18 protein-coding genes are annotated in these 22,202 nt (G+C 45.7%); 17 read left to right on the plus strand and 1 reads right to left on the minus strand.

Annotated features, from left to right (window positions below; genetic code table 11):
• Positions 1-196 precede the first annotated feature (196 nt).
• The 7 genes from CA600_RS03280 to CA600_RS03310 all read left to right on the plus strand — a co-directional run bounded on the left by CA600_RS03280 (position 197) and on the right by CA600_RS03310 (position 7,497).
• Positions 197-1,219 (plus strand): ABC transporter substrate-binding protein, encoded by a 1,023-nt coding sequence (locus CA600_RS03280; RefSeq protein ID WP_094868901.1) that lies wholly within the window; start codon positions 197-199, stop codon positions 1,217-1,219.
• A gap of 53 nt (positions 1,220-1,272) precedes the next feature.
• Positions 1,273-2,049 carry an ABC transporter ATP-binding protein gene (locus CA600_RS03285; protein ID WP_094868902.1) on the plus strand — a complete coding sequence of 259 codons (777 nt, stop codon included), beginning with the start codon at positions 1,273-1,275 and terminating at the stop codon, positions 2,047-2,049.
• Entirely contained in the window at positions 2,049-2,885 is an 837-nt protein-coding gene (locus CA600_RS03290; RefSeq protein ID WP_094868903.1) for an ABC transporter permease, read from the plus strand. The genes CA600_RS03285 and CA600_RS03290 overlap by 1 nt, the downstream gene beginning before the upstream one ends.
• Positions 2,886-2,980: 95 nt before the next feature.
• On the plus strand, positions 2,981-3,967 hold the full coding sequence (locus tag CA600_RS03295; RefSeq protein ID WP_094868904.1) for an aromatic acid exporter family protein: 987 nt from the start codon (positions 2,981-2,983) through the stop codon (positions 3,965-3,967).
• Positions 3,968-4,132: 165 nt separating this feature from the next.
• Positions 4,133-5,155: an HD-GYP domain-containing protein gene (locus CA600_RS03300; protein ID WP_094868905.1), complete on the plus strand. Its 1,023-nt coding sequence runs from the start codon at positions 4,133-4,135 to the stop codon at positions 5,153-5,155.
• Between the two features lie 225 nt (positions 5,156-5,380).
• Complete coding sequence (locus tag CA600_RS03305; protein WP_036687755.1) at positions 5,381-5,938, plus strand: outer spore coat protein CotE; 558 nt, start codon at positions 5,381-5,383, stop codon at positions 5,936-5,938.
• Positions 5,939-6,504: 566 nt separating this feature from the next.
• Positions 6,505-7,497 carry a putative amidoligase domain-containing protein gene (locus CA600_RS03310; protein ID WP_179281509.1) on the plus strand — a complete coding sequence of 331 codons (993 nt, stop codon included), beginning with the start codon at positions 6,505-6,507 and terminating at the stop codon, positions 7,495-7,497.
• 113 nt (positions 7,498-7,610) lie between these two features.
• On the opposite strand, the gene CA600_RS03315 is transcribed toward CA600_RS03310, so the two are convergent.
• The gene (locus tag CA600_RS03315; protein WP_094868907.1) at positions 7,611-8,408 is read right to left on the minus strand and encodes a GNAT family N-acetyltransferase; all 798 of its coding nucleotides are present in this window, start codon (positions 8,406-8,408) and stop codon (positions 7,611-7,613) included.
• Between the two features lie 374 nt (positions 8,409-8,782).
• On the opposite strand from CA600_RS03315, the gene mutS reads away from it, so the two are divergent.
• From mutS to hflX, 10 genes are all read left to right on the plus strand, one after another.
• The gene (gene mutS, locus CA600_RS03320; protein ID WP_094868908.1) at positions 8,783-11,536 is read left to right on the plus strand and encodes a DNA mismatch repair protein MutS; all 2,754 of its coding nucleotides are present in this window, start codon (positions 8,783-8,785) and stop codon (positions 11,534-11,536) included.
• 32 nt (positions 11,537-11,568) lie between these two features.
• Positions 11,569-13,554: a DNA mismatch repair endonuclease MutL gene (mutL, locus tag CA600_RS03325; protein WP_094868909.1), complete on the plus strand. Its 1,986-nt coding sequence runs from the start codon at positions 11,569-11,571 to the stop codon at positions 13,552-13,554.
• Between the two features lie 42 nt (positions 13,555-13,596).
• Positions 13,597-14,376, plus strand: a complete 780-nt coding sequence (locus CA600_RS03330; RefSeq protein ID WP_094868910.1) for a class I SAM-dependent methyltransferase — start codon at positions 13,597-13,599, stop codon at positions 14,374-14,376.
• On the plus strand, positions 14,366-15,346 hold the full coding sequence (gene miaA / locus CA600_RS03335) for a tRNA (adenosine(37)-N6)-dimethylallyltransferase MiaA (protein WP_094868911.1): 981 nt from the start codon (positions 14,366-14,368) through the stop codon (positions 15,344-15,346). The genes CA600_RS03330 and miaA overlap by 11 nt, the downstream gene beginning before the upstream one ends.
• Positions 15,347-15,365: 19 nt before the next feature.
• Positions 15,366-15,605 carry an RNA chaperone Hfq gene (gene hfq, locus CA600_RS03340; protein WP_042128368.1) on the plus strand — a complete coding sequence of 80 codons (240 nt, stop codon included), beginning with the start codon at positions 15,366-15,368 and terminating at the stop codon, positions 15,603-15,605.
• A 139-nt stretch (positions 15,606-15,744) separates the two neighbouring features.
• Complete coding sequence (locus CA600_RS03345) at positions 15,745-18,315, plus strand: transglycosylase domain-containing protein (RefSeq protein ID WP_094868912.1); 2,571 nt, start codon at positions 15,745-15,747, stop codon at positions 18,313-18,315.
• Between the two features lie 208 nt (positions 18,316-18,523).
• Positions 18,524-19,078: a DUF402 domain-containing protein gene (locus tag CA600_RS03350; RefSeq protein WP_042128364.1), complete on the plus strand. Its 555-nt coding sequence runs from the start codon at positions 18,524-18,526 to the stop codon at positions 19,076-19,078.
• A 4-nt stretch (positions 19,079-19,082) separates the two neighbouring features.
• The gene (locus tag CA600_RS03355) at positions 19,083-19,739 is read left to right on the plus strand and encodes a YdcF family protein (protein WP_094868913.1); all 657 of its coding nucleotides are present in this window, start codon (positions 19,083-19,085) and stop codon (positions 19,737-19,739) included.
• A 93-nt stretch (positions 19,740-19,832) separates the two neighbouring features.
• Positions 19,833-20,798 carry an AAA family ATPase gene (locus tag CA600_RS03360; RefSeq protein ID WP_042188887.1) on the plus strand — a complete coding sequence of 322 codons (966 nt, stop codon included), beginning with the start codon at positions 19,833-19,835 and terminating at the stop codon, positions 20,796-20,798.
• A 40-nt stretch (positions 20,799-20,838) separates the two neighbouring features.
• A complete protein-coding gene (gene hflX / locus CA600_RS03365; RefSeq protein ID WP_094868914.1) occupies positions 20,839-22,128 on the plus strand; it encodes a GTPase HflX in 1,290 nt (429 codons plus the stop codon).
• Positions 22,129-22,202: the final 74 nt, after the last annotated feature.

The following is a 22,202-nucleotide window of genomic DNA, read 5'->3' on the forward strand; positions in this document are numbered from 1 at the left end:
ATCCCCTTAGGTAAAACGTTTGCACAGATACAAAAACAGCAAATGAATCGATATTTATCCATTATTTCAATAAAAGTCGCTAGTATCATGGTTATTCTCGGATTTCCCTATGTTATTGAAGGTTTTAACCTTTTAGTAGGCATCTGCATATGCTTTAAGCAAGGGCGAAGGACCCGGTAAGAAAGGAGAATGAAGAATGAAGATTAGGAAAAAGCTGTCATTGTCGCTCATGATCATTACTTTATGCTTTTCAGTGCTTGCCGGTTGCGGCGGAAAGTCAGAGTTGGTAAAGGTGAAGATTGGTGAGGTCACCCGTTCTGTCTTTTATGCACCCGAATATGTTGCCTTATCACAAAATTTCTTTAAAGATGAAGGGCTTGACGTAGAGCTACAGACGATCCCTGGTGGAGATAAAACCATGACTGCACTCCTCTCAGGTGCCATCGATGTTGCATTGGTAGGTTCAGAAACCTCCATTTATGTGTATCAACAGGGTTCAGATGATCCGGTCATTAATTTTGCACAGCTGACTCAGAGGGATGGAACGTTCCTGTTTGCCCGCAAGGCAGACGGAGCGTTTAACTGGGATAAAGTGAAGGGTTCTACCTTCCTGGGGCAAAGAAAAGGCGGAATGCCACAAATGGCAGGTGCGTTTACTTTATCTAAAAAAGGAATAGATCCAACAAAAGATATAACCTTGATCCAAAATATTGACTTTGCCAATATTGCCGGTGCTTATGCTTCAGGTACAGGCGATTATGTGCAGCTGTTTGAACCGCAGGCTTCAATCTTTGAACGTGAGGGCCGAGGGTCAGTAGTGGCTTCGTTTGGTGTGGAGAGCGGCTATTTACCGTACACCGTGTTTATGTCTAAGAACAGCTATATTAGTAAAAATGGAGACACGGTGCAGAAGTTCACAAATGCGATCCAGCGTGCACAGCTTTGGGTGAAGGAACATAGCCCTGAAGAAATTGCGGATGCGATAATGACTTATTTTGATAAGACAGACAAAGATATCGTGATTTCTGCAGTCAAACGTTATAAGGAACAGGATACCTATGCGGTTAATCCGATTATTGATCAAGAAGAATGGAACAATCTGCTCGATGTCATTGATAATGCTGGTGAGCTTAAAGAACGCGTTCCCGCTGACAAAATAGTGAATAATAGCTTTGCTGAGAAAGCAGAGAAGAGCATAAAGAGCAGCACTTCAAAATAAGAGAGAACCGAAGATCCTAAATAAGATGTGTAAAATTGAAGGAGGGGCTGACAATGCTTCCAGTAGTGCAATTAAAGGGAGTAACGCATGCCTATCTTGGCGACCGAGAAGCTTCACTGGCCGTTGAGGACCTAAACCTTAATGTCGAGCAAGGAGAGTTCGTTAGCTTAGTGGGACCAAGTGGTTGCGGCAAGACGACTCTTCTATCAATTATTGCAGGACTGCTGCAGCCCTCTCAAGGCGATGTATTCGTAAATGGCCAGCCCATTACGGGTCCCTCACCAGAGGTTGGGTATATGCTGCAGCAGGATTATCTTTTTCCTTGGCGGAGTATTCTGGACAATGCCGTGCTAGGTCTGGAGCTGACTGGAAGCTTGAACGAGGAGAGCAGAAAGCGGACTTTGGAGCTTCTTCAAGAGATGGGTTTAGAGGGAAAAGAGAACGCCTATCCTTCTCAGTTATCAGGTGGGATGCGCCAGAGAGTCGCTCTGGTACGTACCTTGGCTACGAATCCTGGACTGCTTCTATTAGACGAGCCGTTCTCGGCGCTTGATTACCAGATCAAATTACAGCTGGAGGATTTGGTCTCTGAGACCTTACGCAGCAGGGGAACGACTGCAATCTTAGTCACGCATGATCTATCAGAGGCTATTGCAGTAAGTAGCAGTGTTATTCTTCTACAACGAAATCCAGGGAAGATCCGTAAAGTATTTTCAGTGCCAGAGCAAATTCGGTCAGCACCTCCGCTGTTTGCGCGAGATCTGCCAGGCTTTTCGGAGCTTTTTCATGAAATATGGAAAGAGATGGAGATTGCAGGGAGGGAAAGCTAATGAGGCATACGGAGCAATCGGGATTATTAGCTTCCCGTGAACAGTGGCTGCAGCAAATGCACGGAAATTATAAAAAAAAGAAGCACCGCTGGCGTAATCAGGTGATGGTCGTAAGAAGCAGCCTGTTGCTTCTGTTTTTTGTTCTCTGGGAAGCAGGGGCAAGGATGGGATGGATTGATGAGCTATTATTCAGCTATCCCACCAAAATCTTCCGACAGATTTGGGGAGATATGGTTAGTGGAAGCCTGTGGCCGCATCTGGGGATGACGGTAGGTGAGACTGCGGTAGGCTTTGTACTGGGAACGCTGCTAGGGACACTGCTCGCTGTAATTATTTGGTGGTCTCCTTTTTTATCCGCAGTGCTTGATCCGTATATGGTCGTATTTAACAGTATGCCGAAGGTGGCGCTGGGGCCGATTTTTATCGTCATGTTCGGAGCCGGATTCACTGCTATCGTTGTTACTACTTTATCTATAACGGTAATTATTACGACGCTTGTTGTATACAACAGTTTTTGTAGCGTGGACCCGAATCTGGTCAAGGTGGTTCGCTCTTTCGGAGCTTCCAGAGTTCAGGTGTTCTTTAAAGTGATTCTCCCAGCTTCATTCCCAACGGTGGTATCCACCCTAAAGGTGAATGTAGGGATGTCATGGGTAGGGGTTATTGTAGGGGAGTTTCTGGTCGCTAAATCGGGTCTCGGATATCTGATTATTTATGGTTTTCAGGTGTTTAATTTTACGCTCGTAATGTCTAGTCTTTTGATTATTGCGGCCGTGGCTACGGCAATGTATCAATTAGTGGTATATCTTGAGAAGCGATTGTTATCCCGGCGATGAACCTTATGTAATATTGTGTCTGTACACAAAATCTTGTAACATGTCTATATCTTTACCTATTTATTGGGTTAGTGCTTGTAAGGAGAGATAAGGCTATGGGATTTCGTGTGATTAAAACAGCAGCAGCTACGTTATTATCCGTACTAGTTGCATCTGCAGTAGGTATACCTAATGCGCAGAGTGCAGGCTTGCTGGCAATTTTGGGTGTAGAAGTTACTTTGAAAAGGAGTTTCCGAACGATAACGGCTCGTTTTTTAGCCTCGCTCGTGGGACTCTTTTTTGGCTGCATCCTATTCTGGCTTCTAGGGTTCCATTACTGGGTGCTCGGGCTGTATGTACTCGTAGGCTTCCCGATGATTGTGAAATCTGGCTACAAAGAAGGGATTGTCACCAGCTCGGTTATCGTGTTTCGCGTGTTTGGACAAGCTGAACTATCGCTTCATGTCCTGCTGCAGCAAATAGAGCTTCTGGCTATTGGGCTCGGTTCAGCAGGGCTGGTAAACTTGATTTACATGCCTCAGACTAGTGGAGTCATTTATGGAATTCGTAAAGAAGTGGATCGCTATTTTTCGGTTATTTTTACCCAGATGGCCCGAACGCTTCGAGATCCTGCGTATATTTGGGACGGCAAAGAATTAATTGACGCAGATAATGCAGTACAGCGGGGACTAACGGCCGCTACCCGTGAAATGGAGAATCATGTTATTCATCCTGATGAAGCATGGAATGTTTATTTCTACATGCGGAAGGAGCAACTGGAATCAATTCAAAGTATGGTGCAGCTGCTCTCTCAAGTGTATCGCCATTTACCACATGGGGAGATGGTTGCTGAGTTATTTGACCAGCTTAGCGGGGATGTGCTTGCGGAAGAATATACTGGACGAACTGAGCATTTACTGGACGAGTTGACACGAGAATTCGAAGAAATGGATCTGCCAGAGACACGTGAGGAATTTGAAGTGCGCTCAGCTATCCTTCAATTATGCAGGGAACTGGCACTTTATTTAAAGATCGCTAAGCGACATAAAATCCCGGTCAGTTACAAGCCGGAGAAACGTCTGAAGATTCGAAATAAGGCTTAAATTTAGGCTTTAATAAACTGAAGTATTAATTATCTCTGTCAAAATCACGATAAGATATGTATGAGCTAAAAGTTGATCACAGGATATGATTAACGATTTTATGGTGAGTTCAAATAATAGCAGGAAGTTCGGTAGGCGAATTTTCCGCATTGGCAGGTGAGGCGTATGGATAAAGTTATGGAATCATTTATAGGAAAACAGCTTATAGCTAATCTTTTTAATGACAAAGGAGTATTTGTTTTACCCGCATTGACTTTATTAAGTGCTGAGCATATACGATTAATCCATCAACATAAGATCACGCTAGAGTCTCATGACGTCGTACAGCTGGATAGCGCGGAATTTTTCCAACTTGCAATCGATGATTGCACAGCTGCAATAGAGAATATTTTTGAACAGCTTCGTCAGAACAAAAACAAACGGATTCCTATGCTTGAAGTTCGAAATGAAGTCATTCCGTTTATCCAGCAGGTAAGCGAAAAGAATGACTTCTACGGCGTATTGGCTGCCTTGCAGTCCAAGGATGATTATACATACAGACATAATGTAGCGGTTGGTATTTTATCTACATTGCTAGGTAAATGGCTAAAATTAAAGCCTGAGGATTTAAGTATGCTAACGATCGCAGCGACCCTTCACGATATCGGGAAAATGAGGATTCCGGATGAATTATTAACCAGGCCGGGCCCGTTGACCGCTGAAGAGTATCAGCTAATGAAAAAGCATACGACCTATGGTTACGAAATGATCCGGGACACTATTGGAACCAATCATTTGCAAGCGCTCGTCGCGCTGCAGCATCATGAAAGAATGGACGGCAGTGGTTATCCCTTCGGCGTACTTGGGAATCGGATCACTGATTTCAGTAAAATTGTTGCAGTAGCAGATGTGTTCCATGCGATGACATCCGACCGGTTCTATCGTAAAGCTTCACCTCTTTATGAAGTGTTGTTGCAGATGGAGGAAAGCGTATTTGGCAAGCTTGACCCTTATATTTGTAGAGTCTTTATTAATAAGTTAATGCAGTCAATGATAGGGAATGAAGTGGAATTGACAGATGGACGGACAGGAAAAATCATTATGATTCTTGCTACTGATCCACTGCGTCCCCTCGTGAATATTGATGACGATTTTATTGACCTGAGCAAACATAGATCTATTGGTATTGTGCGCGTAATCCCGCAATAACGGGCTTTATAAAGGTTTTTTAACGTTCAGAACGGATATGTATTAGGCTGGACCATTTTTATAATCTACTCATATCTGTACAAATTTTGAAATAAAATGAACTATAAGTCTCCTGATAAGACGCTCTGGAGGGCTTACTCAAATTTATTTATAGACTAACAATCAACAAATGCCTAGAACCTGCATACACTTGATAGTGAATGATTGTATGGAGGAGGTTTAAAGATGTCATTAAGCCATAAACGTCAAACAAGGGAGATCATTACGAAGGCAATTTGCGGCAAAGGTCGTAAGTTCTCTACAGCAACCCATACCGTGACTCCGCCACATCACCCGACTAGTATTCTGGGGGCTTGGATTATCAACCACCAGTACGAAGCGGTTGCCGCCGGGAACGGAATCGAAGTAATTGGTACTTACGATGTAAACATCTGGTACTCGTACGACAAGAACAAGCAGACCGAGGTAGCTAAGGAAACGGTCTCCTATGTGGAGCTCATTCCGCTTTCGTACCTGGACACGAGACACCGCACTTCTACCGTTGAGGTCTCTGCGGAGGCAACGCAGGAACCCAACTGTGTAGAAGCGGGCGTATCGCCAGGCGGAGGCAGTGTGACGCTTCGCGTAGAGCGCGAATTCGAGGTGGAGTTGGTGGCTGAGACCAAAGTCCGTGTGTATGTCACTGAGCAAAGCGATGATCCGGAAGACAAGGATTATGATTTTGAAGGTGATAGCTTCGATTACGATGATCTAGACCCTGACAATCTGGATGATGAGCTGTAAGGAAGGATACGCCGCCGCTAACTGAGTACTGATGGGTTATGGTCCATTATATGTAGGGAGGGCGGCGGCGTAGAGGGCGAATGCCCTCCTTTTTTTTATTTATTTTTAGAATTAAAAATGGAATCAGAGCGGATTATGAACAACTTGATTCGTATGAATGGGCAAGAAGTGCAAATGCAGGGCTTTCAATCTTAGGCTGCGATGGATGGAGGGTCAGAAGGATGAATGAGGGCTTTAAGGTGTATTCGGGATTATCAACAGCACAGAGAGTGTCCAGATTATTACGGAGTGGGATTGAAGCGGCTCTTACTTCGTCTAGTAAGCAGGAACTATTGCAAATGAAGGGCTCAGAAGTATCTCTGCGGAGAAAACAGATCACTGGTGAAAGAAATCGCTTAGAAGTTACATATGATTCTCTGTCTTCCCATAAGGCCCATAAACAGTGTTATAACATACTCGTGTATAATTTGAGTGTTCTGCAGATCACTCCACTAGGAGCAGGTCCGGGTATGCGCGCAGCCTCCGATGTGCTAGCCGGGGCTGTACCAGGAGAGTGGCGAGGAGTAATGAAATTACTTCAGCGTATTGCGGTCCGGACTTTGTACAGCTTGGGGCTGGATAGCGGTGAGGTCGTGCTGAGGGCAATGGGGAACCGGAGGTATGTCGTGGAGGGAGTCACTCCACTACTACAAGGTTCCGGCAAATCATTGCCAGAGCCTTACCGTTCCGCAGCATTAGCTCTGGAACGTAGCCTTGCTCTGGAGCAGCCAGGCCGCAGCGGCATGCTCATGGGCATGGACCCGGAGTTTATCATCCTCCGGGAGTCCACAGGCCGCGTCGTGCCTGCGTCGCGGTACCTGCCCACGGACGGCGTCGCAGGCTGCGACGCCGGACCTCCGGGAACACGCGGCGCGTTCCCGGTCGCCGAGCTGCGCCCCCAGCCGCGCGGGGAACCGCGCGCGCTGCTGGCGCAGCTGATGTCCGCCGCGGCTACGGCGGACCGGCTTATCGCCGACCGCTCGCTGCGCTGGCGGGCGGGAGGCATGCCGCTGACGGGCTGGGCCCTCGGCGGCCATTTGCACTTCAGCGGCGTGACGCTGACGGCGCCGCTCTTGCGCGCGCTCGACAACTATCTCGCGCTGCCGATGCTTTTGCTTGAGGATGTCCGCGCGGGAGCGCGTCGTCCTCGTTACGGCGTGCTCGGCGATTTCCGGATTCAGCCGCATGGCGGCTTTGAGTACCGGACCTTGCCGAGCTTCCTGGTATCCCCGGTCATCGCTAAAGGCGCGGTCTATCTGGCTCACCTAATCGTGAGCCATTATGAAGACCTGACGCTGCGCCCGCTCGACCGGGAAGAACTGCATATCGCCTACTACGGCGGCGATAAATCCCCGCTGCGCGACGCAGTACCCCCTCTGCTGGTGCAGCTACGCTCTCTAGGCGGCTACGAGAAGGCCGCCCAATACATAGAGCCTTTATTTCAGTATATCGCCGCTGAACGAACTTGGGATGAATCTCGCGATATCCGTGAGCTGTGGTGCAGCAAAGTTAAAGCTTGAGCTTATATTTCAAAATATTAGAAAGTATAAGTTTTTCACATCTCCCTTATATCTAATATTTCTCGCATAACGTTTACCGTCCTAATAAGAACGCCGAGGGCGTTTATGCATGCCTACATGTACACGATGCTCCAAGAACCGATATCTTGGAATCCAAGTCGTTTGTATATGACCCCGGCATGAGGGTTGTCATAAAAGAGGCATAAAGTTTTCCCTTCAGAGAGTAAGTCTGTGCATAGCTGTGCAACTACGCTTGTAGCTAATCCTTGCTCTCTGAATGCTTGATGAGTGGCAACCCCTACGATCATAGCTGACATGGAATTTTCCGCTGATGTTGAGGCCGTTGTAATCACTTGATCTTCACGTTTCATGTAATATGTGCGGCCAGTGCCAGTAGACAATGTTTTACGTAGGCTTGTCCTCGATCCATCCCGACTGCTTTCAAACTCTTCGATTGTATCTGTAAGCGAACAAATCGCCTCCACATCCTGAATGGTTGCTCTATTAATGTCTTCAACGGAAGAAGAGTACCGTTTAATTTTGGAGTTCATTTCCTTTAATTCAGCAAAGTACAATTGCTTTTCTTGTTTAAAGTTAATTACTCCGTCAAAGGCTTTTACCACTTCGGTTACACCGGAAATCATATGGATATCGTTATCTTGTCGCATGATTGTTGCGAATCCTTCCACATCAAACGGCCCATCTGCATAAGGAAGATAGCTTCTATAGAAACGTAATAGAACGGCTTTTATAAGGCCATCAGATGGATCTATCTCTCCCCACAATGCCATGAAATCCTGTTCAAACCCGAAATTCTCTACATCTCCAAGGATGAACAAATTAAGAGCAGGCTCTTTTTGTAGCAACGCCATTAGAAGTTCCCGGTCATCCTCCGTAAGTCTTCGTATCATTTGATATTCTCCTTTGATTTTCTTATGATTTAACGCTCTGTGTTAAGATTCTACAATATTAAAATGCAGAAGAATACACCTCTGTCTAATGAATAATGGATGCTTGAAAGATAAACAAAAGGTACTACCCTTTGAGCTTCAGTAATAGTGTCGGATTTTGTGTTTTTTTGTCTGAGGATCGAGAAAAATGAACTTTTATGCGGTTGCAGGGTGACTTTGTACAAATTTAAGATAGTATAAGTTTCACCCTATACATAATCCTTATATTTCTCGCACAAACGCTTAACGTCCTTAAAGGGACGCCGAAGGCGTTTTTGCTTGGCCTACTTTCTGTTATAATGGAGGACAGCAATAAATAGGCTTGGAGGTTGACCATGGCACAATATACGCCGATGATTGAGCAATATTTAAAAGTGAAGGAAGGGGCAAAGGATGCCTTCCTATTTTTTAGACTGGGCGATTTCTATGAAATGTTCTTTGAAGATGCCATTTTGGCTTCCAAGGAGCTTGAAATTACGTTGACAGGTCGCGAAGGCGGGGGCGCAGAGAAGATCCCGATGTGTGGAGTACCTTATCACGCCGCCGAGGGTTATATTCAACGCCTGATTGAAAAAGGATATAAAGTCGCTATTTGTGAACAGTTAGAGGATGCTTCTGTCACAAAGGGAATGGTGAAGCGGGATATCGTACGTGTCGTGACACCTGGAACGGTTATGGATGGAAAAATCATTGCCGACAAAAGCAACAATTATCTTGTTTGTGTAACCGAAAGTGATGGGATGATGGCATTAGCTGCATGTGATTTAACTACAGGTGAATTGTATGTTACTTCAGTTTTATCTGGTGCAGAGTGGCTGCGCGATGAGATTGGCATTTATGAACCGGCTGAGATCATCGGGGACCCGACGTTATTAGAGCTTTTACGTAGTGAAACGCCTCTGTTGGCGAAACCTGTTGTGTACACACCTTGGGAGAAACGTGAGGAGGAGCTGGCACGTAGACAATTCGGTGAAGCCGCATGGGTTCGTCTGGAGAAAGAACGTGGACAATGTCTAGCGCTGCTAATCTCCTATCTAAACGAGACGCAACGGCGTTCAATGGGACAACTTAGTCAAATTTCTCCTTATGAACCAGGTAATTATATGATTCTTGATCCCTTCACACGCCGGAATCTGGAGCTGACAGAGACGGTCCGAGAACGTTCTAAAAAAGGATCTCTTCTGTGGCTGCTAGACCGTACTGAAACATCCATGGGTGCGCGATTGTTACGTCGCAGAATAGATAAACCGTTGTTGCAGCGCGCTCCGATCGAACGCCGCCTAGAAGCAGTTGATTATTTGTACAATCAGTTTATTGTTCGAGAGGACCTGCGTTTAGCGTTGAAGGAAATTTATGACTTAGAGCGGCTGGTAGGTCGTATTGCCTTTGGTAGCGCGAATGGTCGTGACATGAATGCCTTAAAGCTATCGCTGGCACAAATCCCTGCTTTGAAGGAATTATGTATGACTTCGGGATCTGCAACCTTACGCGAGATCGGTGCTAGCATGGATGAATGTGCCGAGATACGGGAGGATATAGATCGAGCAATTGTTGAAGATGCGCCGGTGTCCGTGCGAGACGGAGGGATTATCCGTTCTGGTTATCATGCCCGGTTGGACGAGCTGCGGGAAGCTAGCAGTAATGGTAAACGTTGGATCGCCGAACTGGAAGCGAAAGAACGGCAAGCCACAGGTATCAAATCACTGAAGATCGGCTATAACAAAATCTTCGGTTATTTCATAGAGATCACCAAATCCAATCTGGCTTCGTTGCCGGAAGGGCGTTATGAACGTAAACAGACGCTTGCAAATGCAGAACGATTTGTTACACCTGAGCTTAAAGAGAAAGAGGCACTGATTCTTGAAGCGCAAGATAAAATGACAGATTTGGAGTACAGCCTGTTTACTGAACTGCGTGATCGAATCAGCGGCCAAATTCCGCGACTGCAGAATCTTGCGGAAAAGGTAGCTGAGATTGATGTGTATCAATGTCTGGCAGCCGTCAGTGCCGAGCATCGCTTCGTAAAACCTGTCCTATCGGATGGGTACGGTCTCCGGCTTGAAGGTGGTCGTCATCCTGTCGTGGAGGCTGTGTTAAAGGATTCGGCATTTATAGCAAACGGAAGCACGCTAAGTAAGGAAGAAGGAAATATTCTTTTGATCACCGGTCCTAATATGGCTGGGAAAAGTACTTATATGCGGCAGGTTGCACTTATTTGTATTATGGCTCAAATTGGCTGTTTTGTTCCGGCCGCCAGTGCGGAAGTTCCGCTTATTGATCGAATCTTTACACGTATTGGGGCAGCTGATGATTTGATCGGAGGTCAGAGTACGTTTATGGTAGAAATGGCCGACATTCAGGTCATGACAGAAAAAGCAACAGCCAGGAGTTTGATTATTATTGATGAGCTTGGAAGAGGAACCTCGACCAGTGAGGGCATGGCGATCGCACAAGCGGTAATTGAGTATGTGCATGATACCATTTCTTGTAAAGCTTTAGTTTCGACGCACTTTCATGAATTGGCCCACTTGGAAGAAAGTCTTAAGGGGCTTAAGAATTACTCTATGGCCGTACAGGAGAGCGGGGATAAAGTAAACTTCCTGCGTAAGCTTGTTCCGGGAGCGGCAGACAGTAGCTATGGAATTTATTGTGCACGCCTAGCAGGGCTTCCTGAAGGGATCATTGATCGTGCTTACGGTCTGCTTCAGAGTATCGAGCAGGCGGCTCATCCAGGTGGTTCCTCTATTCATTATGGGGGTGGACTAGAAAGTCAGGCCGCTGCAAAAGAGATCGCAACTACATCTATCCAACAACCCGAAAATGTCATCGCAGAAACTTCGGGCATTCCTGCGGACTCCTATTCATCAATAGCAGATGAAGTAGTTCAACTGTCTATCTTTGGCGAGGAAGAACCGCGTAAGAATCGGAAAGGTAGTGCGAATCAGTCGGCTGTAGTAACTGAAGTACAAGAGGATCCTGCGATAAAAGAATTCATCACTTCTGTGCGTAACGCAGACCTTATGAATATGACTCCGCTTCAAGCTATGAGTCTGCTGAACGACCTGAAGATGAAAGCAAAGGATCTTTAATTATTGATTGCCTAAATAAGAGGTGAATGAAATTGGCCAAAATTCATATATTGGACGAGCATATTGCCAACCAGATTGCTGCAGGTGAAGTTGTAGAGCGACCAGCTTCTGTTGTGAAGGAGCTAGTTGAGAATGCTATTGACGCAGGAAGCACAAGGATTGAGGTTTCGGTGGAGGAGGGCGGTTTACAGAGCATCCGAGTAAAAGATAACGGCTCGGGGATCGAGCCTGAGGATTGTGAGACCGCCTTTTATCGTCATGCCACAAGTAAAATCGCTAATGGGCGTGATCTATTCCAGATCACTAGCTTAGGGTTCCGTGGTGAGGCACTCCCCAGTATTGCTGCGGTATCCAAAGTCTCTCTTCTAACGGCTACTGGCGATGACGGCAAAGGACGCCTGATTGATATTGAGGGTGGTAATTTAATTCGGAATGAGGATTCCCCTTCGGGCCGCGGGAGCGATCTAGCGGTGCGTGAATTATTTTTTAACACACCGGCACGGCTGAAATATATGAAGAGTATCCAGACAGAGCTTGGTCATATATCGGATGCCATGTATCGAATGGCGCTTGCCCATCCGGGAATCTCTTTTACCTTGCATCATAATGGCAATCAGCTGCTGCACACGCTTGGTAATGGTGATCTGCTGCAAGTGATCGCAGCGGTGTACGGAACCTCCGCAGCCAAGGCTATGCTGCCGATTACGGCAGAGGACTTGGATTATCGTATTTCTGGTTATATAAGTCGTCCGGAATGGACACGCTCAAATCGAAACGCTGTCACTACCATTGTGGGAGGACGATATATTCGCAGCAATGGTCTGAACGCAGCGATCATGCGTGCTTATCATACTTTGCTTCCGATTAACCGCTATCCACTGCTGGTGCTCGAACTGGACATGCATCCTTCACTTGTGGATGTCAATGTTCATCCAGCTAAGCTGGAGGTTCGGTTTAGTAAGGAGAACGAGCTATACACGTTTGTTGAACAAGAAATTCGTAAAGTGTTGTTAGGGCAAAGTTTGATCCCGCGTCCAGGTAAAGAAAGCATTGGGCCAAAGGGCAGCAGTTCATTTATACAGGAGCAGTTTGCTTTTTCTAAAGGGTCAGTTCCGGCACCCCCACCGTCTGAGGTAGGCAAGGATTCAGTTCCTCAGGGATCTGGTAGTTCCTTTAGTAGACAACAACCATCAAATGTTGAGCAGAGCGCCAGTGAGTTCAGAAAAGAGGGGCAGATTGATACTCCGATGACCCGTGAAACGGCTCCATCCTATGGGTCAGGATACCAGTCTTTCTCTTCGCAAGGACGTCAAAATAATGTAAGCAACAATTATGCTAATAGCTATCGCCCGCAAGAGAATTTAAGCTCGCCCAAGCAGATTCTTTCTGCGCAAGCGATATGGGCACCGCCAGGCGAGGAAGAAGCTGGGCTTCCTGCCTTCCCGGAACTAAATTATATCGGACAGCATCATGGGACTTATATTATCGCTCAGAATGACGGCGGGCTGTATCTCATTGATCAACATGCGGCTCACGAACGCATAAATTACGAGTTTTTTTACGAGAAGTTCGGTCGTCCTGAAGACGCTTCTCAGGATCTGCTTTTGCCAATTACGCTTGAGTTCACGCCTTCGGAAAGTCGTCAGCTTAGTGAACGTCTACATTGGTTTCAGCAGGCTGGAGTGTACCTAGAACATTTTGGAGGTCAGACTTTTCTGATTCGATCTTTGCCGTATTGGTTTCCTGAAGGCGAGGAGAAAGCGATCGTAGAAGAAATGGCGGAGTGGGTCTTGAGTGAACGATTGATTGACCTAGCAAAGCTACGAGAGAAATCGTCTATTCTATGCTCGTGTAAAGCTTCCATCAAAGCCAACCAGAAACTAACAGAACAGGAAGTCGAGGCGTTGTTGTCTCGTCTGGCAGTATGCAGACAGCCGTATACTTGTCCACATGGGCGTCCGATTGTGATTTCTTTTTCATCCTATGATTTAGAGAAATTGTTCAAACGGGTGATGTAATTGTACGATTAGAAATTTGTTGTAAGTATGACTGGAGGCAACATGATTATAACTACGGGTTATAGCCCGATAATGGAAATTGTAGAGCGAGCTCAGCATCTCGCAGAGAGAACGGGCTGTAAATACGCTCCACGCGAGAAATTCTCCATACCCAAGATGGTGGAACATTACGGAGATGAGGATATACTAATTATTTCTCAAGAAGCCGTTCGTTTACACCGTTTAGGGATGGAGCCAATGGAGTTTCACCCAAGCATGGGTTTCGTTCGTGCGAAACGGATTCTGAAGGGTGATATAGAACCGATGCTTGTCGCTGCTCGAATGCTTCCCGGAGATAGCGTACTAGATTGTACAGCGGGTCTAGGCGCTGATTCCTTGCTGTTTGCTGTGCATGGGGGGGAGTCCTCGGTGATAACCGCTCTGGAGAGCTCATTGCCGCTGTACGCGCTGCTCTATGAAGGGATGCGGCACTATACCTCTGGACAAGTAAGGGTAAATGAGGCCTTGCGTAGAATTAATGTCGTGCATAGTGAACATTTAGACTACTTACGTGCGCAACCGGATCGAAGTATAGATATTGTGTACTTCGATCCGATGTTCCGCGTGCCACTGACTGGTTCAGCTTCGATTTCCCCGTTGCGGCAGTTTGCTAATCGTGCAGCGTTATCACCAGAGAGTGTAGCTGAGGCAGTGAGAGTTGCTCGTAAAACTGTTCTTTTGAAAGAAAAGGCTCTGAGCGGCGAATTCGAGAGGCTGGGCTTTACAGAGCTGCTCCGGAGCAACTCCAAAACATCGTACGGGGTGATACACATTGACAACTAAAGAGAGACATAAGGTTCTAGTCTTACTAGGACCAACAGCTGTAGGTAAAACCAGGTTAAGTTTGGAGTTTGCGGCTGCATATAACGCAGAGATTATTTCTGGCGATTCGATGCATGTTTATCGTGGTATGGATATTGGTACAGCTAAGATTACTCCAGCTGAGATGATGGGAATTCCTCACCACCTAATCGACATTCATGATCCACAGGACCCATATTCTGCTGCTGAATTTCAGGAACAAGGGAGCAGACTTATCGAGGAGATAAGCAGTCGTGGGAAACTTCCATTTATTGTTGGTGGAACGGGTCTCTATATTGAGTCCTTGTGTTACGGTTTTCAATTCTCTGAAGCTGTGGCTGACGAAGCTTTCCGGAAAGAACAGGATCAATTTGCAGAAGAACATGGAGCGCTTGCACTGCATGCCAGACTTGAAGCCGTTGATCCGGTCAGTGCAGCGAAATTGCATCCGAATGACCGTCGGAGAATTATACGGGCACTGGAAATTCATCACCAGACAAATACCACACTTTCCGCTTCTCATGCAGCTCAAAAGAAGGAGTCGCCCTATGACTTATGCCTTATCGGTTTGACAATGGACCGGAAAATACTATATAAACGTATTGAGGACCGAATTGATAGCATGCTTGCGGATGGTCTTGTTGCTGAGGTGAAGGGACTGCTGGAAAACGGCTACAGCAGAAGCCTTGTGTCCATGCAGGGATTGGGCTACAAGGAAATTGCCGCTTACCTCGCAGGGGAACTGACGCTTGAGGAGGCTGTGATACTGCTTAAACGCGATACTCGCCGATTCGCCAAAAGACAGTTGTCATGGTTTCGCCACATGAAGGAAATCGAGTGGATCGATGTCGAAGGTGAGCAAAACTTTTCTGAGAATTTCTCGAAAATACGTGCTATAATAGCAGGAAAGTTTCTCTCAGGTCTTGAATATACTTCTGAACAATATAATTGAACCATTGGGGGTACGTCATATGAACAAGTCCATTAACATCCAAGATACATTCTTGAACCAACTACGCAAAGAAAATATCCCTGCTACAGTATATTTGACCAACGGCTTTCAAATCCGGGGAATTATTAAAGCATTCGACAATTTTACAATCGTTATTGACAGTGATGGACGCCAGCAAATGGTGTATAAGCACGCGATTTCCACCTTTACACCACAGCGCAGTGTGTCGCTTATGCAGGACAATAGTAACGAAGAATAACATTAACAAAATTGAAGTGAAACCTTTCTTGTTAATAAATCGTTTGAATAGAGTGTGAGAGAGCAACCTGAGAAGGTTGTTCTTTTCATTCAGAGAAGTCCATACATGATTTATTCAAGGAAGGGAGTCAGGAGGCATCATGTCTAGAGATGATACATCAAGGACGAACAACAATAGAAATAGAGGATCGTCCAGTTCCAATTCAAAACCAAAACCGAAAAGTAAGAAGAAAAAGAAGTTTTTGACTAAAAAGCGTGTGCTGTGGAGCTTGTTCTTTGCTACAGCTTTGGCCATTTTCTGTGCGCTTGGCGGTTATCTGTTCATTATGCTGAATGGGCAAAAACTACTCCTAGAGAACCAAGATAAGCTAACTGTTAATGAAACGACAAAAGTATATGACCGCAATGCTAATTTAATCGGTGAATTATCGCTTGAGAAAAGTGATCCTGTAGAGTATGAGAAGATTCCACCGTTATTGATCAATGCCTTTGTGGCTACAGAAGATAAACGCTTCTTTGAGCATTCTGGTGTGGATTTATGGTCAATCGGCCGGGCAGCGGTAAAAGATATTGCTGCACGCAGCATGGTAGAAGGTGGTAGTACCATTACTCAGCAGTTGGCCAAAAACATCTTTTTGACACGGGATAAAACATTTTTCCGTAAAGCCACTGAGGTGTCCATTGCTGTAGCATTGGAGAACCAGAAATCTAAAGAAGAGATCATTACGATGTACCTGAACCGAATAAACTTTGGGGGTACGGTCTACGGAATTAAAGCAGCATCGGAAAGATATTTTGGTAAGAGTAATCTGAATGATCTGAAGGTTTGGGAAATTGCGACATTGGCTGCGATGCCTAAGGGGCCGTCGCGTTATAACCCTCTGCGTAATCCAGAGCTTTCAAAGGAACGACGCGCAGTAGTACTTCAGCTTATGAATGAACAAGGTTATATTACGGAGCAAGAGAGAGACGAAGCACAAGCCGTGGATTATAATTATAAGCCACCTGAAAAGAAACAGCGTTATCAAGCTTTTATTGACTTCGCAGTGGAAGAAGCAGAAGAAAAGTTTGGACTATCCGAAGATGATCTGAATATTGGTGGTTACAAGATTTACACTACCATGGATAAGCACGCTCAAGAAACCGTAGAGGATGCTTTTGCAGACAGTGATAACTTCGAGAAGAGTGTAGACGATGAGCTGGTACAAGGTTCTATGACCATCGTGAATCAGGAGAATGGCGGCATTGTCGCACTTCTAGGTGGACGGAATTATGAGAAAAAAGGCTACAGCCGTGTAAATGGCAGCCGACGTTCTCCAGGTTCAGCCTTTAAACCAATCGTTGCTTATGCTCCAGCACTGGAAACTGGAAAGTACGACATGTATTCTACGTTAAGCAACGAGAAGCAGTGTTTTTCTAACTACTGTCCAACTAACCTTCACGGATATTCCAAGAGTATCAGTATGAGTGATGCTATACAGAAATCAGAGAATATTCCTTCGGTCTGGTTGCTTAATGAAATTGGAGTGAATACCGGATTTAAGTTTGCTAAGAAATTGGGGATTGGACTGGAAGATGAGGACAAGAACCTCTCATTGGCTCTCGGTGGCATGAGCAAAGGAACGAATACACTGGAAATGGCACAAGCCTACAGTGCTTTTGCAAATGGCGGTGAACTTCGAGAATCGTATTCCATTAAATCGATCACTGATAGTAGTGGAGAGACCGTCTTCAAAGCAAATATTTCACCTGAGCGTGTTATGAGTCAGGAGACGGCTTATCAAATGACCGAGATGATGCAAAAGGTTGTAGAGAGTGGTACGGGCAGAAAAGCTAGGATTGATCGTCCAGTTGCTGGTAAGACTGGTACGACTCAAAGTGGATATTCTGGAATCAGCTCAAACCGTGATGTTTGGTTTGTGGGCTACACACCTGAATGGACAGCTGCGGTGTGGATGGGTTATGACAAGCCAAGCAAGAAACATCTGCTTAAGAATAGCAGTGGGCTTGCCGCAGCATTCTGGGGTAAGGTGATGGAGGAAGCGTTAAGGGATGTTCCTAAGAAGTCCTTCCCACAGCCGGACAATGAAATCCCTCCTGCACCTACAGAAACACCTGAGCCAGCTAAGAATGTTAGTGGACTTACTGCAGCTTATGATCCATCTACGATGACAGTAAATCTAAGCTGGCAGGCAGTTCCTGTTGCAGGTGTAGAATATCGTATTTATCGTAGGGAGACATCCGAGGCTGATTTCGGTTTACTGTTAAATACGGTCACGACTAGTGCAGGAGACTTTAGTGCTATGCCTGGTCTGGTTTACGAGTATTATGTTACTTCCTACGATCCTGCAACCCAAGTAGAAAGTGAACCATCGAATGTGGTAACTGTCGCTGTGCAGGATGAGATGCCAACACCTGAGCCAACCATTGATCCTAATCTTCCGACACCAACCCCTGAGAATGGTGGAGATAATGGCTGGGATAATGGCAATGGTGGTAATAATGGTGGTGGTAACGATGGAAGCGGGAATAATGGTGGAACAGGAACCTTGCCTGAGTTCACTACGCCTCCACCGTCAGCAACACCGATACCTACCGCTCCGCCAGATGTACCTTCTGGAGGCGGAAGTTCGGGGAATGACAGTGGTAATGCAACACAAAGCCCTGATCAAGAGGCTAGTAATGTGAATGGTGATACTTCTGTTCAATAGTGACGCTTTGAATTTATGAAGTTAGCTTTTCTTTTCCTGAGGCTGTCTCAAAAGTAGTGAATGCTACTTATGGGACAGCTTCTTTTTTATAACTCCATATGTTTCTATTATGATCAGTGATAAAAATTTGCTGTATTTTGCGGGATGTTTTGAGTGTATCCTCTAAATGTGGTAAGCTGAAGAAACCATACTGGAGAGGGTAATTTCTATGAAACGTAAATTCGGAGACCGGGCCAACTGGCGCCGGATTACGCGTCGCCATTTTGCCTGCCGCTATGTGGAGAGCCGGGAATTCAGCGGATATATTACGCTTTATACCATCTACGGGCTGAAAGAACCACTGTGGAAGAGCTATGGACGGCATACATATCGTATTGCGGATAAAGGTTATTCCTGGCTGCAATATTTCCCCAAAGACAGTCACTATATTGTGACGGCTATGTTCGACGAACGGCAAAATATCATTCAATGGTACATAGACACCTGTAAGGTTCAAGGTGTCACAGACCAAGGCGTTCCATGGTTTGATGATTTGTATCTGGATGTGGTTGTGCTTTGGAACGGCGAGGTGTTCTTGCTTGATGAGGATGAATTAGAGGAAGCGCTGGAGAGGGAAGATATTTCCGAAAGTGATTATAAACTCGCCTGGGAGACAGCCAATACTATTTTACGCGGCATCGATGCTCATGCTTTCCCTTATTTCTCTCTATCTTTGAAGCATCGTGCCGAATTATTTCATCATGGAGAATTCAGGAGGAAATAAAGAAATGGAATGGTACGTCTACGGAAGAGGTTCTTCCCCGATTCGGATTGTTTCCAAAAAACGAAAATTCTGGACTAAACGAACGTTGTTTGTTGCTTTAGCGTTTATTGTAATTGCTGGATTGTTGTGGTGTGCTTATGCGTTAAACAATATAAACAAAGCTGCCACGACAGATCCTATGCAAAAGGCGGATGTTGGGATCATTCTTGGCATGTCGATGTGGGGGGATGAGCCTAGCCCTGGTCTGAAGGAACGGCTGGATTACGGGCTGAAGCTTTTTCAAGAAGGAATGTTCCCGCATCTTATTGTATCTGGTGGTTTAGATAAACCTGATTTACAATACACCGAAGCTCAAGGAATGCGTAATTATTTGGTTGCTAAAGGCGTGCCAGATAGCGCCATTTACGTAGAAAATGAAGCTACCAGCACTTACGAGAATCTTTTGTTTAGTAAAGAGATTATGGGACGTGAGGGTTTGTCTTCGGCAATAATCATTACGCATACTTATCATGGGTGGCGGGCTCATGAAATTGCTGACGAGCTTGGATTTGTGAATTCTGAGCTGGGACTTACAGAATCCACCGTTCTATCGATGACAAGACATAAAACACGTGAGGTTCTTGCCTATACGAAATGGAAGCTTCAGCAGCTATTCCTGTGATTTGTCCAAAAAATCCCGAATCTTCTAATAACACTTCATTTACTGGAATAGACTTGATTAGAGAAGTCAGCCCTGGATAATGAGGTGATACCGATGAGCGGACGCGTAGCAGCGGCCAGTGGACGGGAGGAAGAAAGACCGTCCCGACAAATCAATATTGTATTGCGGAGCCAAGAGCCTCCGGCTATAACTAACCCTTCTGGAGAGAGTCGGCCGGTACCTCCCAAAAATCACGGCCACACTAGCCTGTTCCAAGAGTTAACGCAAGAATTGGAAGGTTTAGTGGGTCTGGACAATATCAAAGAGCTAGTCTTTGAAATCTACGCCTTGTTACAGATTGCTCAAATGCGAACTGAGGCAGGCCTTGCAAGCGGCGGGCAAGCTTATCACATGGTTTTTAAAGGGAATCCCGGAACTGGCAAGACAACCGTGGCTAGAATCGTAGCTAAGCTGTTCCAGCGTATGGGTGTACTGACCAAAGGACATCTCATTGAGGTGGAAAGAGCCGACCTTGTAGGAGAATACATCGGTCATACTGCACAGAAGACTCGCGACCTGGTAAAAAAGGCTTTGGGCGGTATTTTGTTTATCGATGAGGCTTATAGCCTTGCTCGCGGTGGAGAAAAGGATTTTGGAAAAGAAGCGATTGATACGCTCGTCAAGGCCATGGAGGATCATCGCAGTCAATTTATACTTATCTTAGCAGGGTACTCTGGAGAGATGGAGTATTTTTTGATGAGCAATCCCGGATTGCCTTCACGGTTTCCGATACAGGTGGAATTTCCTGATTATACGATCGATCAACTGCTGCAAATTGCTGAACTGATGGCTAAAGATCGCGACTATATTTTGATGCCACAGGCGATACTCAAATTAAAGCAGCATTTGTTAGTAGAGAAGACGGAGAGTCTTCATGCTTTCAGTAATGCGCGGTATGTTCGCAACGCCATTGAGAAAGCTGTTCGGGGTCAGGCTGTAAGACTGTTAAACCAGTATGAAAGTACCAGCCCTGGCAAGCAGGAATTAATGACGCTTCGAACTGAGGATTTCAAATTATGAACTACAGGATACTATCACCGTCATAAGGAGCATGACATACATGGCAATAACTACGCATGATACGGAAACAGATGTACAAGATCGGGCGATATTGGTAAGTCTCGTCACAGATAAAATTAAAAGAACCGGAATTGATCCGGAGCTTTCACTACAGGAATTAGTACAATTAGCTGAAACGGCTGGAGTTGAAGTTCTGGATGTGCTGCGTCAAAACAAGGAAACGCCTGATTCTAGATGGTTTATTGGTAAAGGTAAAGTAGAAGAGCTACGGATGGCTGCAGATGCTCTCGGCGCTAATACAGCTATCTTTGATCAAGAATTGTCCGGAGCCCAAGTACGGAACCTTGAGGAGGCTCTGGATCTTAAGATTATTGACCGGACGCAGCTTATTCTGGATATTTTTGCGGGGCGTGCGAAGACGCGAGAAGGAATTATTCAGGTAGAGCTGGCACAATTGTCCTATCTGTTACCTCGGCTTTCCGGCCAGGGGAAGAACTTATCCAGACTAGGTGGAGGAATTGGTACCAGGGGGCCGGGTGAAAGTAAACTGGAAACCGATCGCCGACATATTCGTGATCGGATTACAGAGCTGAAACGCCAGCTGGATGAGGTTGTTAAGACTCGTGAGCTGCATCGGGAGCGTCGCCGCAAGGCAGGAGCGGTGCAAGTCGCACTTGTTGGGTATACGAATGCAGGGAAATCAACGCTGCTTAAGCAACTAACCGATGCGGATGTCTATATTGAAAACCAGTTGTTTGCCACACTGGACCCTACTTCTCGTGTACTTGAGCTAGCAGGTGGTAAAGAAGTTGTGCTTACGGATACTGTAGGCTTCATTCAGAATCTTCCGCATGATCTTGTCGCATCTTTCCGTGCAACGCTGGAGGAAGTGAATGAGGCCAATCTGGTGCTACATGTGGTGGATGCCTCTTCGCCAATGCGTGAGGAGCAGATGGAGATTGTCCAATCCATCTTGCAGGATCTAGGTGCATCTGGTACTCCGCAAATCGTGCTTTTTAATAAAATTGATCTATGTCAGCCTGAGCAACTGGAAATGTTGCCTACAGGTACAGGGTACTTGAAGATCAGTGCATTTAATTCTGAAGATTTAACTCGAATTACCGAAATGATCGCCGATGAACTGGCTGGCGACACACTCAATTTCCGCATTCCCGGAGACCGAGGAGATATTTCTTCCTTGCTCTACAGGGTGGGAGAGGTTTTGGAAACAACTTATGATGAGAACGATGTGCTCTATAACGTTCGTCTTAATAAAGAGGATTATGAAAAATGGGGTTACATGCTTGCTGATTTTGTAGACCAGCAGTAATCTTGTCAGTCATTCCTAAAGTGAAATGCTTCGTTTATAGGTATAAAATAATAGCTAATCTAGAAAGCGTCAGT

It is taken from the genome of Paenibacillus sp. VTT E-133280 (assembly GCF_002264385.1).
Taxonomy (GTDB): Bacteria; Bacillota; Bacilli; order Paenibacillales; family Paenibacillaceae; genus Paenibacillus_AQ; species Paenibacillus_AQ nitricinens.

Excerpts from the sequence above, each read along its gene's own strand:
- CA600_RS03290 (WP_094868903.1), top strand. The coding sequence starts at position 2,049 with ATGAGGCATACGGAGCAATCGGGATTATTAGCTTCCCGTGAACAGTGG.
- CA600_RS03355 (WP_094868913.1), top strand. The coding sequence starts at position 19,083 with ATGGAATGGTACGTCTACGGAAGAGGTTCTTCCCCGATTCGGATTGTT.
- CA600_RS03350 (WP_042128364.1), top strand. The coding sequence starts at position 18,524 with ATGAAACGTAAATTCGGAGACCGGGCCAACTGGCGCCGGATTACGCGT.
- CA600_RS03315 (WP_094868907.1), bottom strand. The coding sequence starts at position 8,408 with ATGATACGAAGACTTACGGAGGATGACCGGGAACTTCTAATGGCGTTG.
- CA600_RS03285 (WP_094868902.1), top strand. The coding sequence starts at position 1,273 with ATGCTTCCAGTAGTGCAATTAAAGGGAGTAACGCATGCCTATCTTGGC.
- CA600_RS03345 (WP_094868912.1), top strand. The coding sequence starts at position 15,745 with ATGTCTAGAGATGATACATCAAGGACGAACAACAATAGAAATAGAGGA.
- CA600_RS03280 (WP_094868901.1), top strand. The coding sequence starts at position 197 with ATGAAGATTAGGAAAAAGCTGTCATTGTCGCTCATGATCATTACTTTA.
- CA600_RS03360 (WP_042188887.1), top strand. The coding sequence starts at position 19,833 with ATGAGCGGACGCGTAGCAGCGGCCAGTGGACGGGAGGAAGAAAGACCG.
- CA600_RS03330 (WP_094868910.1), top strand. The coding sequence starts at position 13,597 with ATGATTATAACTACGGGTTATAGCCCGATAATGGAAATTGTAGAGCGA.
- CA600_RS03300 (WP_094868905.1), top strand. The coding sequence starts at position 4,133 with ATGGATAAAGTTATGGAATCATTTATAGGAAAACAGCTTATAGCTAAT.
- CA600_RS03305 (WP_036687755.1), top strand. The coding sequence starts at position 5,381 with ATGTCATTAAGCCATAAACGTCAAACAAGGGAGATCATTACGAAGGCA.
- mutS (WP_094868908.1), top strand. The coding sequence starts at position 8,783 with ATGGCACAATATACGCCGATGATTGAGCAATATTTAAAAGTGAAGGAA.
- hfq (WP_042128368.1), top strand. The coding sequence starts at position 15,366 with ATGAACAAGTCCATTAACATCCAAGATACATTCTTGAACCAACTACGC.
- hflX (WP_094868914.1), top strand. The coding sequence starts at position 20,839 with ATGGCAATAACTACGCATGATACGGAAACAGATGTACAAGATCGGGCG.
- CA600_RS03310 (WP_179281509.1), top strand. The coding sequence starts at position 6,505 with ATGAAATTACTTCAGCGTATTGCGGTCCGGACTTTGTACAGCTTGGGG.
- CA600_RS03295 (WP_094868904.1), top strand. The coding sequence starts at position 2,981 with ATGGGATTTCGTGTGATTAAAACAGCAGCAGCTACGTTATTATCCGTA.